The following is a 14,658-nucleotide window of genomic DNA, read 5'->3' as shown; positions in this document are numbered from 1 at the left end:
GTCGCGACGGCGCTGGCGCACCCGTGGCTCAACGCCGCCGCCGTCGTGCTCCTGGCCGGGGCCGGTGTGCTGCTCGGCGCCTGAAAAGCGAACGGCCCCCGGGTCCGCGTGGGACCCGGGGGCCGCCCGGTGGTCAGCCGAGGTTGGCCAGCGCGTCGTTGAAGGTCTTCGACGGGCGCATCACGGCCGCGGCCTTGGCCGGGTCCGGCTGGTAGTAGCCACCGAGGTCGACGGCCGAGCCCTGCACCGCGATGAGCTCCTCGACGATGGTCTGCTCCTGCTCGGTCAGCGCCTTGGCGAGGCCCTCGAACGCCTGGGCCAGCTCGGCGTCCCCGGTCTGCTTGGCCAGCTCCTGGGCCCAGTACATGGCCAGGTAGAAGTGGCTGCCGCGGTTGTCGATGCCACCGAGGCGGCGGCTCGGCGACTTGTCCTCGTTGAGGAAGGTGCCGGTGGCGCGGTCCAGGGTGTCGGCCAGCACCTGGGCGCGGGCGTTGCCGGTGCTGGTGGCCAGGTGCTCGAAGCTCGCGGCCAGCGCGAAGAACTCGCCCAGGCTGTCCCAGCGCAGGTAGTTCTCCTTGACCAGCTGCTGGACGTGCTTCGGGGCGGAGCCGCCGGCGCCGGTCTCGAACAGGCCGCCGCCCGCCATCAGCGGGACGACCGACAGCATCTTGGCGCTGGTGCCCAGCTCCAGGATCGGGAAGAGGTCGGTCAGGTAGTCGCGCAGCACGTTGCCGGTCACCGAGATGGTGTCCTCGCCGCGGCGGATGCGCTCCAGCGAGAACGCGGTGGCCTCGACCGGGGACTTGATCTCGATCTGCAGGCCGGTGGTGTCGTGGTCGGCCAGGTAGGTCTTGACCTTCTCGATCAGGACGGCGTCGTGGGCGCGCGCCGGGTCCAGCCAGAACACGGCCGGGGTGCCGGTGGCGCGGGCGCGGGTGACGGCGAGCTTGACCCAGTCCTGGATCGGGGCGTCCTTGGCCTGGCAGGCGCGGAAGATGTCGCCCGGCTGGACGGCCTGCTCCAGCACCGCGTTGCCCTCGGCGTCGACCAGGCGGACGGTGCCGGCGGCCGGGATCTCGAAGGTCTTGTCGTGGCTGCCGTACTCCTCGGCCGCCTGCGCCATCAGACCGACGTTGGCCACCGAGCCCATGGTGGCCGGGTCGAACGCGCCGTGGGCGCGGCAGTCGTCGATGACGACCTGGTACACGCCGGCGTAGCTGTGGTCCGGCAGCACGGCGAGGGTGTCGGCCTCCTGGCCGTCCGGGCCCCACATGTGGCCGGAGGTGCGGATCATGGCCGGCATCGAGGCGTCGACGATGACGTCGCTCGGGACGTGCAGGTTGGTGATGCCCTTGTCCGAGTCGACCATGGCGAGGGCCGGGCCCTCGGCGAGCTCGGCGTCGAACGAGGCCTTGATCTCGGCGCCGTTCGCCAGCGCGTCGAGCCCGGCCAGGATGCCGCCGAGGCCGTTGTTCGGGTTCAGGCCGGCCGCGGCCAGGGCCTCGCCGTACTGGGCGAAGGTCTTCGGGAAGAAGGCGCGCACGACGTGGCCGAAGATGATCGGGTCGGAGACCTTCATCATGGTGGCCTTGAGGTGCACCGAGAACAGGACGCCCTCGGCCTTGGCGCGGGCCACCTGGGCGGCCAGGAACTCGTTCAGGGCGGCGGCGCGCATGACCGAGGCGTCGACGACCTCGCCGGCCAGCACCGGCACCTTCTCGCGCAGCACGGTGGTGGTGCCGTCCTCGGCGACCAGCTCGATGCGCAGCGCGCCGTCGGCGGCGATCACGGCCGACTTCTCGGTGCTCGCGAAGTCGTTCTCGGCCATGGTGGCGACGTTGGTCTTGGAGTCGGCCGTCCAGGCGCCCATCCGGTGCGGGTGGGTCTTGGCGTAGTTCTTGACCGACAGCGGGGCGCGGCGGTCCGAGTTGCCCTCGCGGAGGACCGGGTTGACGGCGCTGCCCTTGATCTTGTCGTAGCGGGCGCGGACGTCCTTGTCCTCGTCGGTCTGCGGGTCGTCCGGGTAGTCCGGCAGGGCGTAGCCCTGGGCCTGCAGCTCGGCGATGGCGGCCTTGAGCTGCGGGATGGACGCCGAGACGTTCGGCAGCTTGATGATGTTCGCGCCCGGGGTCTTGGCCAGCTCGCCCAGCTCGGCGAGGGCGTCCTCGATCCGCCGGCCCTCGGCGAGACGCTCCGGGAAGCTCGCGATGATCCGCCCGGCCAGGGAGATGTCGCGGGTCTCCACGCGCACGCCCGCCGTCGAGGCGTAGGCCTGGACGACCGGCAGGAACGAGTAGGTCGCCAGGGCCGGAGCCTCGTCGGTGTGCGTATAGATGATGGTCGAGTCAGTCATCGGTACTCCGCTTCACGTCTCCAACGTCTTGACGTCAAGATATCTCGTCCCGGGCCCCTCGCTCCACCTCCCCCCGCCCCGGAGCACGCGCCGTCGTCCCCGGGGGCGTGACGGCGGTCGGTTCCACCGTCGTCCCGGGGCGCCCGCGCGGCAACCGGAGCGGGTCCGGGGCACGCCCTACGCCGGGAACCTGGCCGCCAGCTCGGCCTCGTCGGCCAGGAACCAGAGCTGGGTGCCGCGGTTGCTCTCCCGGACGAAGTCGCGCAGGGCGTTGCTCGCGGCCACGTGGTGGGCGATGTCGCCGAGGACGACGAGACCCATCCGGTAGTTGACGAACTTCTGCACGATGCCGCCGGCGACGCGGGTGCTCAGCACGAAGAAGTCCGGGTGCAGCCGGGCGGCGGGCACGACGACCCAGCTCGCCTCGTGGCCCCAGGCGTCGGCGATCGTGTCCATCGCGTCCTGCTCGCTGCGAATCGGGGCGCCGTCGGCGGCCAGCCGGTGGAAGGTCGGGTCGGACATGTCACAACTCCCTGGTCAGCGTGTGGACGATGGTGAGCAGCGCGGCGGTGTCGGCCGGATCGCCGAGGATGATCAGCCGCAGGGCCCCCGCCTCCTCATCGAGGACGGTCTCCACGTGCAGCGGCCGGCCGCCCTCGCGCGGGCCGGCGATGGCCGCGAGCACGGTGGTGGTCAGGCGGTCCGCCCGCGCGCGGTCGATCCCCTCGATCCGGACGACGGACGACACCTCGGCGCGCCGCTCCCCGGCATCTGCTGCGACGACCGGTGCCCCGGTCAGGGCCTCCAGGTCGGCGCGGGCGATCCGGTACTGCTTGCCGATCCTGGTGGCCGCGAGGCGGCCGTCGCGGATGTAGCCGCGGACCGTGCGCACATGGAGGCCCAGCAATTCGGCCACCTGTTCCACCGAGTAGTACTGCGCCACCTGCAACCATCCTTCCCGACTTCCCTATCATGACGCAAACTAGCATCCGATGCGTACGTTTTGGGAAGGGTACGGAGTGGTGTAGTCCAGTTGGGTGAGTCGTCCGTCAGGAGTGCGTCAACGCAGCACCTCATTCGGTCAACGCTGCGTCAGGACCGGCGACGCCCGGCCGATCCCGGCCTAGCTTCGAAGAGAGCAGTTCCGGCAGGCACCACCACTCCATTGGGGAGCACCCGCATGGCCCGCGTCGTCTGGCACGTCCCGGTCACCGTCAACCGCCTCGGTCACGGCACCGCAAGCACGAACACGCTCCGCCTCTTCCGCCTGCGCGACGGCCGCCGCTGCGCCGTCGGCTTCTCCACCCCCGAGGCGCTCACCGCCCTCCTCGGGCCGGACCAGGCCCACACCGAGCTTGGCGAGGCCGCGCTGCGCGAGCTCACCGCCCCGCTCGGCGTCGACGCCCTCGTCCTGGACCCGCGGCTGGTGGCCCCGCCCGTCACCACCACCGCCGCCCGACCCGCCCCGGCCCCGACCGCACAGCTCCAGCACCGGTGACCGCCCTCCAACTGGTCCCGGGCGACGAGGAGCCCGCCGCAGGACGGCCCGAACCGGCCCGGGCCCTGCACGCGCTCGCCCGGGTCAGCTTCGGGCCCGTCCCCCTCGACTTCGACCGCCTCGCGGCCGAACACCCGGCCGTCCAGAGCGGCCTCGCCCTGGCCGGCGACGCCGACCTGGAACTCCGCCTCGCCTGCACCGGCCCCGAGGAGCTGCGCGCCGTCGCCGCCGCCCTCCAGCGGGCGGGAGCGGCCCGCGTCCGCATCGACCTCGTCCTCCGCGCACTCACCCCCGGACCGCCGACCCTGCGGTCGGTGACGTGACGCCGGCCACCCACGGGCGAGCGCCGGCATCGACGACCCGCGCGCGATCACCAGCAGCGACATCGACCGGGCAACTCTCGGCTCAGGGGCCGACGTACTCGTACACGCCCCCGTGAGGGTGCCGCGGCACCGCTCGGTGACCGTTGGGGGTGGGTTGTGCCGGCATTACCACGGTGGCACCGGCTGCAATCCCTTCCTCGACGGCAGCGGCCGGATCCGGGACCGCCAGAGTGGCACTCACTCCGGCGACCATCCGCACTGCCTCGTCCGGACCGCAGAACGGAAGGAAGGACCCGACACTCGCCAGCTGCACACCGGCGAAGTCGAAGCGGCCGGCCGGCGCAGGGTGCCGGACCCGGCGTGATCGGCCCCGTCACGCTGCCTGCTTGCGCGCTCGGCGCTTGCGACGCTCGGCACTTGCGACGCTCGGCCATCAGGACGGAGGTGTGCCGCCCCCGCGGCTCTGACCGCAGTGCAGCTCCCATCCCTCTGACGGACGTCTTCGCCGGCCGGAGCCGTGACCTCGGCTGCTACCCGCGCGCCAGGGCCGCGATCGCGGCAAGCAGCAGGGCAGAGCCCGCCACCAGGCCCGCGGTGAGCGGCTCGCCGAGGAACGCCACGCCGATTACGGCCGCCGTCGCCGGTTCGAGCAGGACCAGCACGGCGGCCGTCGTGCCCGGGACGGCCGTCAGGCCGCGGAAGTACCAGCGGTACGCGAACAGCGTCGGCACCGTTCCGAGGAACAGCAGCGCTCCCCCGGTCACTGCCGGATCGCCCGCGGTGGGCAGGATGCCCTGCGCCGCCGCGAGCGGCAGCAGGCAGAGCAGGCCGGTCGCGAACGCGCCCGTGCTCGCGCGAGCCGAACCGCCGCCGCGTGCCCACAGGGTCAGCCCGCTCTGTCCGGCGCCGGCCAGTACCGCCAGGGCCACGCCCAGTGCCGGGCGCGGCCCCGCGGCCGGGGCGGCCACCAGCAGCGCCAGCCCGCCGAGCGCAAGGACGACCGCCACGGCGGCCCGCCCGGTGAGCCGCTCCCCCAGCAGTACGTGCCCGCCGAGGCTGGTCAGCACCGGCCCGGCGCCGATGGTGACGAGCGTGCCCAGCCCCAGGCCGGCGAACTGCACCGAGCCGAAGTAGGCGCACTGGCTGACGGCCAGCCCAACTCCCGTCAGCACGGCCGCGCCCCGCCGCACGGGCCCGCCCTCCCGGCCGGCGGACGGCAGGAGCGAGAGACAGAGCGCCGCGACGGCGAAGCGCCAGAACGAGACGGCCACCGCGCCGAGGCCGGTCGTGCGCAGCAGCAGCGCGGCCACGGCCCCGCCCACGCCCCAGGCGACGGCGGCGGCCGAAATGGACAACAGGCCGTGCCGGAACGGCACGGCGGCATGCGAAGTCATGCGTCGTTTCCCCACGATGAGATGCCGGTCGAGGTCCGCTGGTCACGCGGGCGGCAGCCATCGCCCCGGCGGCCGTCAGGGGCCTGCCGGGCGGGGATCCGGTGGATCGGTTGGGTGCGCCGCCCGCTAGCGGACGGGCGGCGGGAGGATCAGTGAGCGCATGGGGACCAGGCTACGCCGGGAGGTAGACCTCCCTCGTCGTCTACTCGGCCGAGCCCGGCAGCCCGGCCGAGGAGGCGCTGGCGTTCCCGGGCAGCTTCGCCGCGTCGTAGTCAGCAGTGTCCACGACAGCCGGCTCCGGCAGCGTGCGGATCAGCAGCCAGGCCACCGCGGGCAGCGCGATCAGCGGGGTCAGCGCGGTGCGGAGCGACGTGGCGTCGGCGAGGGCGCCCAGGGCGGGGCTGACCATGCCGCCGACGCTGACGGTCAGGCCGAGCGTGACGCCGCTCGCGGTGCCGACCCGGCTGGGCAGGTAGTCCTGACCGAGCGTCACCTGCAGCGAGAACGGGACGTACAGGCCCGCCGAGGCCAGCGCCACGAACAGGTAGAACGCCGGGCCGGGCACGAACACGATGCCCGCGACGGCGACGACGCTCAGCAGGTACGAGCGGCGCACCACCGTGACCCGGTCCCACCGCTCGGCCAGGGCGCCGCCCAGCACCGTGCCCACCGCGCCGCCGGCGTAGAGCACGAACAGCGCCGCCGTGCCTGCCGCTGTGCCGCCACCCGTGCGCTCGCGGGCGTAGAAGGTGAGGAACGTGCTCAGCCCGATGAACACGACGGACCGGCAGACCACCGCCAGCGACAGGTTCACGAACGACACCACGTCGTCCGTCCGCCCGCCGCTGCGCGCCGCAGCCCCAGCCACCGGTGTCACTCGCGTCACCTCCGGCATCGCACGCAGCACCACAACACACAGCACACTGCCCACGAGCGCGGGCACCACCAGGAACGGCGTCGCCCGCAGGCCCCCTGCGGCGACGACGGCCGAGACCAGGACGGGCGCCAGCGCGAAGCCGACGTTCCCGCCGACGGAGAACCAGCTCATCGCCCGGTGGCTCCCCCGCCCGGCCCGCCGGGCGACCCGCGCCGACTCCGGGTGGTAGGCCGCGACCCCGAGCCCGGAGACGGCCACGAACGCCAGCGTGAGCGCGTACGCGCCGCCGAGGCCGCTCAGCGCGATGCCGAGCCCGCCGAGGAACGTGCTCACCGGGAGCAGCCAGGGCATCGGGCGGCGGTCGGTGAGCGCGCCGAACAGCGGCTGGGCGACGGAGGACAGGAGGGACGCGGCGAGCACGATGCCGGAGGCGGCGGCGTAGGAGTACTCGCGCTCGGCGACGAAGAACGGGACGAGGGCGGTCACGGCGCCCTGGTAGACGTCGACGCAGGCGTGTCCGACGGAGAGGAGCGGAATGATCTTTTTCGTTGCCACGCCCCTCATGCTCCGGGCGGACCCGGGTCGCGGACTTCCGATAATCTGCCAACCAATGTCAGAAATCCGCCAGTCGCAGAACCGTCCGGCGGCCATCCGCCACACGCCGGTCGCCCCGACCATCACCCACGCACTGGCCCCCGGCACCGGCATCGACGCCCACCACCACGACGACCACCAGATCGCCTACGCCGGCCGCGGCGTCCTCGCCGTCACCACCCACGCGGGCACGTGGGTCGCCCCCGCCAACCGCGCCCTGTGGGTCCCGGCCGGCACCGTCCACTCCCACCGGGCCCACGGCGCGCTCGAACTGCACCTCGTCGGCCTGCCCGCGGACGCCAACCCGCTCGGCCTGGCCGAGCCGACCGTCCTCACCGTCAGCCCCCTGCTGCGCGAGCTGATCCTCGCCTGCACCCGGGCCCCGGAGGACCCCGACGCCGGCCGCCGCCTGCGCCTGCGCGCCGTCCTGCTCGACCAGTTGAGCGTCTCGTCCCAGCTGCCCCTGCACCTGCCGGCCCCCACCGACCCCACCCTCCGGGCGCTGTGCGCGATCCTGCACGCCGACCCCGCCGACCACCGCACCCTGGCCGCCCTCGGCCGGGAGGTCGGCGCGAGCGACCGCACCCTCTCTCGGCTGTTCCAGACCGACCTCGGCATGACCTTCCCCCGGTGGCGCACCCACCTACGGCTCTACCACGCCCTCGCGCTCCTGGCCGAGGACACCCCGGTGACCACCGTGGCCCACCGCTGCGGCTGGTCCTCGGCCAGCGCGTTCATCGACGTCTTCCGCCGCACCTTCGGCCACACCCCCGGGGCACACCACCCCGGCTGAGGACCACCCTCACGCCACCGACTCCGAACGAACGTACGGAATTCGCTGCGCCCGCACCGGATTTCGTGAAGACTGGGCGAAGGTCCCGTGTGCCGGCCACTTCGGCACAAGGGACCTCTTCATGGAAAAACTGACGTCACGTCACTGCAACGTGCAAGTCCCGCAAGTCCCGAAGTGCCATTCCGCAATGGTCCACGAGACAAGGAACGCACACGCCATGAGCGTCAGCATTCGGACCCTGCGGTCCGCAGCCATCACCACCGCCGCCCTCGCCACCGCCACCACCCTCACCCTGGGTCCGGCCGGCACCGCCGCAGCGGACGCCGCCCCGACGGCCAACGCGGCGCCCATCGCCGTCGACCTGCCCGTCCCGCCCGGCACCGACTGGAGCGAAACCACCGGGGTCAACGACAAGGGCGTGATCGTCGGTTACGCCGACCACTACGGGGCCGACTTCCGCAAGACCCCCCTCCGCTGGAACGCGGACCTCGGCCTCACCACCCTCCCCCTGCTGCCCGGGGACCGGAACGGCCAGGCCGTCGGCGTCAACGACGACGGGACGGTGATCGGCTACTCCGGCGACCGCCCCGTCCGCCGGTCCCCCGCCGGCACGGTCAGCGCCCTGCCGCTGCTCCCCGGCGACACCGTGGGCTACGTGTACGGGATCAGCGCCTCCGGCACGGCGATCGGCTATTCCTGGGGCAACGAGCAGAGCCGTGGGGTGGAGTGGCGCCCGGACGGCACCGTGGTCGCGCTGGCGCCGCTGGCCGGCGACACCGAGGCCCACGCCCTCTCGATCAACAGCAGTGGCACGATGGCCGGTTACTCCTCCGACCCCAACCCGGACGGCACCGAGAGCAAGCACGCCGTGATCTGGGGTCCGGACGGCACCCCCACCGACCTGAGCGCCGCGTCGGGCTACAACACCACCGTCGCCATCCAGGTCAACGACAGCGGCGCCGTGATCGGGTCCGGCCAGGACGGCAACGAGCCCGGCCCCGGCCCCTTGCACTCGCTGCTCTGGGCCCCCGACGGCTCCGTCAGGGAACTGGGCACGGGCGGTGGCCCGCGCCTCATCAACTCCGCGGGCGTCATGGTCGGCGAGTACTACGGTGACAGCACCGTCACCACCCAGGCCTCGCGCTGGAGCGCGGACGGCACGCGCACGCCCCTCGCCCCGCCCGTCAGCAACGTCGGCGCCATCAACGACTCCGGCGTCGTCGTCGGCCACGTGTCGGAGAGCAGCGACGGCGACCGCCGGTGGGCCAAGCGCTGGAACACCGACGGGACGACGACCGACCTGACCGTCCCGAACGGTGTGGAGGCCCACGCCGCGGCCAAGTTCATCAACCGGGCCGGCCTGATCGCCGGGTACCGGATCACGAACCTGGGGCCGGGCTCCTGGCGGCACGCCGCCGTGGTCTGGAAGCCGTAACCGCCGGGCGATGCGCACTGACCCTTCAGCCCTCCACGAGACAAGGAACGCCCACGCCATGAGCATCGGCACACGGACCCTGCAGTCCACCGCCATCACCACCGTCGCCCTCACCACCGCCGCCGCCCTCACCCTGGGCCTGGCCGGCACCGCCACGGCCGACACCGCACCGACAACGAACAATGTGGGCATCGAGCTGCCCGTCCCGCCCGGCACCGGCTGGAGCGAGCCCGCCGCGGTCAACGACAAGGGTGTGATCGTCGGTTTCATCATCGGCAGCACCGACCGGCACCAGGCCGTCCCCGTCCGCTGGAACGCGGACCTCAGCATCGCCGCCCTCCCCCTGCTGCCCGGGGACCCGAGCGGCGAGGCCACCGGCGTCAACGGCGACGGCACCGCGATCGGCTTCTCCGGCACCCACCCCGCGCGCTGGTCCCCCGCGGGGACGGTCAGCGCGCTGCCGCTGCTCCCCGGCGACACGTACGGCCGCGCGTCCGGGATCAACAGCGCGGGAACGGTGATCGGCTCCTCCCAGGGCAACGGGCACTGGCACGCGGTGGCCTGGACCCCGGACGGCACCGCGGTCCCCCTGGCGCCGCTGGCCGGTGACACCGAGACCACGGCGGTCTCCGTCAACAGCTCGGGCACGGTGGCCGGTTTCTCCTCCAACCCGGCGGGCACTCTGGCCCACGCCGTGATCTGGGGCCCGGACGGCACCCCCACCGCCCTGGACGCCGCGGGGGACTACAACGCCACCTACGCCTCCCAGATCAACGACGCCGGCACCGTCATCGGCCGCGGCAACCCGGCCGGCGACGGGAACTTCCCCTGGCACTCGGTGATCTGGACCGCCGACGGCTCCGTCACCGACCTGGGCCCGCTCACCTACGCCCAGGCCGTCAACTCCTCGGGCACCGTCGTCGGCAACCAGGGCAGCAACCAGGACGCCGGCGCAGCCTCCCGCTGGAGCCCGGACGGCACCCGCACGGAACTCGGCGGGCAGCAGACCGTGGCCACCGCCATCAATGACGCCGGTGTCGCCGTCGGCTACTCCTGGAACGGCATCCCCGACCGCGAGTACCGCTCCGCCAAGCGCTGGAACGCCGACGGGACGACGACCGACCTGACCGTCGCGAACCCGCAGGCCAACACCGAGGCCCTCGTCATCAACGGCAGCGGCCTGATCGCCGGGGTCGACATCGTCCACCCGCAGCCCTACTCCCTGCAGCACCACGCGGTGATCTGGAAGCCGTAACCACCGGACGATGCCCACCGCTCCCTCAACACCCCACGAGACAGACGGGACATGGAACTCGCACTCATGAGCATCAGCACCCGGACCCTGCGGTCCGCCGCCATCACCACCGTCGCCCTCGCCACCGCCGCCGCCCTCACCCTGGGCCTGGCCGGCACCGCCGCGGCGGACACCACCCCGACGGCCAACGCGGCCCTCGCGGGCATCGAGCTGCCCGCCCCGCCCGGCGCGGTGTGGAACGAGCCCACCGCACTCAACAACAACGGCGTGATCGTCGGCTACGCCCTGGTCAGCACTCCCGGCAGCACTCCCCCGAGCACCCCCCTCCGCTGGAACGCGGACCTCAGCCTGACCGTCCTGCCCCTGCTGTCCGGCGACAAGAGCAGCCAGGCGCTCGCCGTCAACGACGACGGAACCGCGGTCGGTTACTCCGGTTCCAGGCCGGTGCGGTGGTCGGCCACCAACACGGTCAGCGCCCTGCAGCTACCCGCGGGGGACGACAGTGGCACCGCCATCGCGATCAACGGCGCCGGCACGGCGATCGGCTCCACCTACGGAGGCGGCCACCGCCACGCGGTGGCCTGGGGCCCGGACGGCACCGCCGTGCAGCTGGCGCCGCTGGAGGGCGACACCGACGCCGAGGCCCTCTCGATCAACAGCTCGGGCACAGTGGTCGGTTACTCCTCCGTCGCGGTCCCGGACGGCCTGCCCGAGGAGCACGCCGTGATCTGGGGCCCGGACGGCACCCCCACCGCCCTGGACGCCGCGTCGGGCCTCGGCACCTCCCGCGCCCTCCAGGTCAACGACGCCGGCACGGTGATCGGCCGGGGCACGCCGGCCGACGACCCGTCCGGCTACGGCCACTCGCTGGTCTGGAAGGCCGACGGTTCGGTCACCGACCTCGGCTCGTCCGCCCGGGTCAGCGGCGTCAACTCCGCGGGCATCGTGATCGGCATCAACAGCGACGCCACCATTCCCTACGGCCAGGCCGCGCGCTGGAGCCCGGACGGCACGCGCACGGCGCTCGGCCCCGCCGACACCGAGGCCACCTCCGTCAACGACGCCGGCGTCATCGTCGGCTTCGCCTGGTTCGGCCACCCCGGCCGGCACTACCGGTGGGCCAAGCGCTGGAACACCGACGGGACGACGACCGACCTGACCGTCCCCGGCGGCGACAACACCTCGGCCCAGTTCATCAACCGTGCCGGGCTGGTCGTCGGCTTCCGGGCCACCCACCCGCAGCCCTGGTCCGTGCAGCACTTCGCGACGGTCTGGAAGCCGTAACCGCCGGACGGGTGCCCGTGGCCGGTCGGCGGGCCGGCCACGGGCAACCCATCTCACAGCGCGCTCAGGTCCGTCAGCTCCCCGAGGCCCAGCGTGCGCAGCGTGTGGTTGGCCATGTGCAGGTGGCCGACCGGGTTCGGGTGCGCGGGGTCGTCCAGCCACGCGAGCGCCTCGCCGTCGGGGAACGCGGCGAGCCAGTACGCCTCGTGGTCGACGAGCAGCGCACCGGTCTCGGCGGCGAGTTCGCGCACGGCCTCGCAGTACGCGGGCAGTTCGGGCCGGGCGGCGCGCCCGGCGTGGCTGACGATCAGCGGCGTGTGCAGCACGATCTGCGCGCCGGCGGACCGGGCGATGATCTCGCGCATGGCGTCGCGGAACTCCCCGAGCCCGGCCAGCCCGGCCCGGGCGTCGTTGGTGCCGAGCGACAGCGACAGCACGTCCGGCGCGAACCGGCCGATGACGAAGTCGTAGGCGTCGAGCACGTCCGTCGCCCGCCACGCCGACACCCCGGAGTTCACGACGATGTCCGTGAGCCGGTCGAGCTGCCAGCACACGCGCTCCTGCACGTGCTCGACCCACCCCCGCGCCCCGTGCGTGTGCAGCACGGCCTGCGTGATGCTGTCCCCGGCCATGACCCAGGTCATCGGCCTGTCGGCGAGTTCGATCATGTGGTTCTTCCCCCTCGTGTTCGTACGTGCGGGAGGAAGTTGATCACACACCCACGACCACGCGCGATCGGCCTCGCACAGGTGCCCCCCAGGCCATCCGCATCACTATGCAGAGATCACCATTTCTATAAAACGACGCGTCGACCATGATGCACGATCGGGCACCCGAAGCTCAATTCCGGCTCAAATGATGGACCTACTGACGAGTCACGTAATGCGCCCGAAACGTCCACACCCCCTACCAGCGAGAATGTCCGGAAAAGTAAGTAAACATTCAGTAATGAAATCTGTGCATAGGCCTATGAATAGCCCTACTGTGTGGCAACTCTCCAGAGCTGCTCCGCCTGCCGGGGCCCCCACACACAGAGAGATTTCTCCATGGTCTCCACCAACCAGGTCTCCCCGCCGGGACAGAGCACCGGCTCCGGATCCGGTACCACCCACCGGACGCTCCGCCGGAACGTCGGTCTCATCGGCCTCATGTGGGCCTCGGTCGGCTCGATCATCGGCTCGGGCTGGCTCTTCGGCGCCAAGAACGCCGTGGTCGCCGCCGGTCCCGCCGCGATGATCTCCTGGGGCATCGGCGCCGTCGCGATCGTCCTGCTGGCGCTCGTGCACGCCGAACTCGGCGGGCTGTTCCCGGTCTCGGGCGGCACCGCGCGCTACCCGCACTACGCCTTCGGCGGCCTCGCGGGCATGTCCTTCGGCTGGTTCGCCTGGCTCCAGGCCGCCACCGTCGCCCCGATCGAGGTCGAGGCGATGATCGGCTACGCCAAGCACTGGTCCTTCGCCGGCGGGCTCCAGAACACCAACGGCACCCTCACCACCAGCGGTTTCATCGTCGCCACCGTGCTGATGGCGGTGTTCGTCGCGGTCAACTTCCTCGGCGTACGGATCCTTGCGCGCACGAACAGCGTGGCGACCTGGCTGAAGATCTTCGTCCCGCTCTTCACGATCTTCGTCCTCGCGATCACCAGCTTCCACGCCTCCAACTTCACCTCGCACGGCTTCGCGCCGTTCGGCGCCAAGGGCGTGCTCGCGGCGATCAGCACCAGCGGCATCATCTTCGCCCTGCTCGGCTTCGAGCAGGCCATCCAGATCGCCGGTGAGAGCAAGAACCCCAAGCGCGACATCCCCCGCGCCGTGCTCGGCTCGGTCGCCATCGGCACCCTGATCTACACCCTGCTCCAGGTCGTCTTCATCGGCGCCCTGCCGGTCAGCTCCTTCGCCAACGGCTGGGACAAGCTCGACTTCCCCGGCATCGACGGCCCCTTCGCGGGCCTGGCCACCCTGGTCGGCCTCGGCTGGCTGTCCTGGGTCCTGTACACCGACGCCATCATCTCCCCCGGCGGCACCGGCCTGATCTACACCACCGCCACCTCGCGCATCTCCTACGGCCTGAGCCGCAACGGCTACGCCCCGCAGAAGTTCGAGCAGCTGGACAAGAACGGCGTGCCGTGGTTCGGCCTGATCATCTCCTTCGTCACCGGCGTGATCTGCTTCCTGCCCTTCCCGAGCTGGCAGGAGCTGGTCGGCTTCATCACCTCCGCCAGCGTGCTGATGTACGCCGGCGCCCCGCTCGCCTTCGGCGCCCTGCGCCGCCGCCTGCCCGACCGTGAGCGCTCCTACCGCCTCCCCGCGGGCGGGCTCATCTCGCCGGCCGCCTTCGCGGTCGCCAGCCTCATCATCTACTGGTCCGGCTGGCAGACCCTGTCCCGCCTGGGCCTCGCGATCGTGCTCGGCTACGCCCTGCTGGGCAGCTACGCGGCCTTCGCGATCAAGCGGCGCCTGCCGAACGCCCCGCGCCTGAACTGGAAGGCCGCCCAGTGGCTGCCGGTCTACCTGATCGGCCTCGGCCTGATCTCCTGGCAGGGCGGCTTCGGCGACGGCACCGGCCGGATCCCGATGTGGACCGACATGGGCATCGTCGTGGTCTTCTCCCTCGCCATCTACTACTGGGCGATCCGCGTCGCCCTGCCGGCCGAGGAGATCGAGCGCGAGGTCGCCGACGTGGAGGTGGTCGACGCGGGCGGTCACTGATCCGGGGGACGGGCCCGGCCGGCCGGTCCTGAACGACCGGCCGGGCCCGCAGCTCCCACCGGGATCCCCACCCAGGATCCCGGCCACGGGATCCCGACCGACCGCACCTGGACAACCGAACCTGACGCACCCCAACGGCGGGCC

At 72.3% G+C, this 14,658-nt stretch carries 13 protein-coding genes; 7 read left to right on the top strand and 6 right to left on the bottom strand.

What is annotated here, in order from left to right:
* Positions 1-133: 133 nt before the first annotated feature.
* From AB0O00_RS16225 to AB0O00_RS16215, 3 genes are all read right to left on the bottom strand, one after another.
* Positions 134-2,353 (bottom strand): NADP-dependent isocitrate dehydrogenase, encoded by a 2,220-nt coding sequence (locus AB0O00_RS16225; RefSeq protein WP_363652216.1) that lies wholly within the window; start codon positions 2,351-2,353, stop codon positions 134-136.
* Between the two features lie 177 nt (positions 2,354-2,530).
* Positions 2,531-2,875: a DUF4180 domain-containing protein gene (locus AB0O00_RS16220; protein ID WP_363652214.1), complete on the bottom strand. Its 345-nt coding sequence runs from the start codon at positions 2,873-2,875 to the stop codon at positions 2,531-2,533.
* Between the two features lies 1 nt (position 2,876).
* Positions 2,877-3,296 (bottom strand): helix-turn-helix domain-containing protein, encoded by a 420-nt coding sequence (locus AB0O00_RS16215; RefSeq protein ID WP_363652212.1) that lies wholly within the window; start codon positions 3,294-3,296, stop codon positions 2,877-2,879.
* 237 nt (positions 3,297-3,533) lie between these two features.
* Here AB0O00_RS16215 and AB0O00_RS16210 point away from each other — a divergent pair, with 237 nt between their 5' ends.
* Together AB0O00_RS16210 and AB0O00_RS16205 are read left to right on the top strand one after the other, a co-directional pair.
* Complete coding sequence (locus tag AB0O00_RS16210; protein ID WP_363652210.1) at positions 3,534-3,851, top strand: SAV_915 family protein; 318 nt, start codon at positions 3,534-3,536, stop codon at positions 3,849-3,851.
* Entirely contained in the window at positions 3,848-4,174 is a 327-nt protein-coding gene (locus AB0O00_RS16205) for a hypothetical protein (RefSeq protein WP_363652208.1), read from the top strand. The genes AB0O00_RS16210 and AB0O00_RS16205 overlap by 4 nt, the downstream gene beginning before the upstream one ends.
* Before the next feature lie 530 nt (positions 4,175-4,704).
* Here AB0O00_RS16205 and AB0O00_RS16200 read toward each other — a convergent pair.
* Both AB0O00_RS16200 and AB0O00_RS16195 read right to left on the bottom strand, forming a co-directional pair.
* A complete protein-coding gene (locus AB0O00_RS16200) occupies positions 4,705-5,568 on the bottom strand; it encodes a DMT family transporter (RefSeq protein WP_363652206.1) in 864 nt (287 codons plus the stop codon).
* Positions 5,569-5,770: 202 nt separating this feature from the next.
* On the bottom strand, positions 5,771-7,000 hold the full coding sequence (locus tag AB0O00_RS16195) for an MFS transporter (protein ID WP_363652204.1): 1,230 nt from the start codon (positions 6,998-7,000) through the stop codon (positions 5,771-5,773).
* Between the two features lie 55 nt (positions 7,001-7,055).
* Between AB0O00_RS16195 and AB0O00_RS16190 the strand changes: the two genes are divergently transcribed.
* From AB0O00_RS16190 to AB0O00_RS16175, 4 genes are all read left to right on the top strand, one after another.
* The gene (locus tag AB0O00_RS16190; protein ID WP_363652202.1) at positions 7,056-7,832 is read left to right on the top strand and encodes a helix-turn-helix transcriptional regulator; all 777 of its coding nucleotides are present in this window, start codon (positions 7,056-7,058) and stop codon (positions 7,830-7,832) included.
* 217 nt (positions 7,833-8,049) lie between these two features.
* Entirely contained in the window at positions 8,050-9,267 is a 1,218-nt protein-coding gene (locus tag AB0O00_RS16185; protein ID WP_363652200.1) for a hypothetical protein, read from the top strand.
* A gap of 58 nt (positions 9,268-9,325) precedes the next feature.
* Positions 9,326-10,522, top strand: coding sequence for a hypothetical protein (locus AB0O00_RS16180; protein WP_363652198.1), 1,197 nt, complete (start codon positions 9,326-9,328; stop codon positions 10,520-10,522).
* 66 nt (positions 10,523-10,588) lie between these two features.
* Positions 10,589-11,806 carry a hypothetical protein gene (locus tag AB0O00_RS16175; RefSeq protein ID WP_363652196.1) on the top strand — a complete coding sequence of 406 codons (1,218 nt, stop codon included), beginning with the start codon at positions 10,589-10,591 and terminating at the stop codon, positions 11,804-11,806.
* A 53-nt stretch (positions 11,807-11,859) separates the two neighbouring features.
* On the opposite strand, the gene AB0O00_RS16170 is transcribed toward AB0O00_RS16175, so the two are convergent.
* Positions 11,860-12,474, bottom strand: coding sequence for a GDSL-type esterase/lipase family protein (locus AB0O00_RS16170; protein ID WP_363652194.1), 615 nt, complete (start codon positions 12,472-12,474; stop codon positions 11,860-11,862).
* 378 nt (positions 12,475-12,852) lie between these two features.
* Here AB0O00_RS16170 and AB0O00_RS16165 point away from each other — a divergent pair, with 378 nt between their 5' ends.
* Complete coding sequence (locus AB0O00_RS16165) at positions 12,853-14,514, top strand: APC family permease (RefSeq protein WP_363652192.1); 1,662 nt, start codon at positions 12,853-12,855, stop codon at positions 14,512-14,514.
* The last annotated feature ends 144 nt before the right edge of the window (positions 14,515-14,658 follow it).

The sequence above is a fragment of the Kitasatospora sp. NPDC093558 genome, from assembly GCF_040683475.1.
GTDB lineage: Bacteria > Actinomycetota > Actinomycetes > Streptomycetales > Streptomycetaceae > Kitasatospora.
The sequence above is the reverse complement of the archived record's forward strand: the minus strand, read 5'-3'. Positions and strand labels throughout refer to the sequence as shown.

Bases quoted from the DNA above. Each gene is read 5' to 3' on its own strand.
- AB0O00_RS16225 (WP_363652216.1), bottom strand. From the start codon at position 2,353: ATGACTGACTCGACCATCATCTATACGCACACCGACGAGGCTCCGGCC.
- AB0O00_RS16220 (WP_363652214.1), bottom strand. From the start codon at position 2,875: ATGTCCGACCCGACCTTCCACCGGCTGGCCGCCGACGGCGCCCCGATT.
- AB0O00_RS16210 (WP_363652210.1), top strand. From the start codon at position 3,534: ATGGCCCGCGTCGTCTGGCACGTCCCGGTCACCGTCAACCGCCTCGGT.
- AB0O00_RS16200 (WP_363652206.1), bottom strand. From the start codon at position 5,568: ATGACTTCGCATGCCGCCGTGCCGTTCCGGCACGGCCTGTTGTCCATT.
- AB0O00_RS16190 (WP_363652202.1), top strand. From the start codon at position 7,056: ATGTCAGAAATCCGCCAGTCGCAGAACCGTCCGGCGGCCATCCGCCAC.
- AB0O00_RS16185 (WP_363652200.1), top strand. From the start codon at position 8,050: ATGAGCGTCAGCATTCGGACCCTGCGGTCCGCAGCCATCACCACCGCC.
- AB0O00_RS16180 (WP_363652198.1), top strand. From the start codon at position 9,326: ATGAGCATCGGCACACGGACCCTGCAGTCCACCGCCATCACCACCGTC.
- AB0O00_RS16175 (WP_363652196.1), top strand. From the start codon at position 10,589: ATGAGCATCAGCACCCGGACCCTGCGGTCCGCCGCCATCACCACCGTC.
- AB0O00_RS16170 (WP_363652194.1), bottom strand. From the start codon at position 12,474: ATGATCGAACTCGCCGACAGGCCGATGACCTGGGTCATGGCCGGGGAC.
- AB0O00_RS16165 (WP_363652192.1), top strand. From the start codon at position 12,853: ATGGTCTCCACCAACCAGGTCTCCCCGCCGGGACAGAGCACCGGCTCC.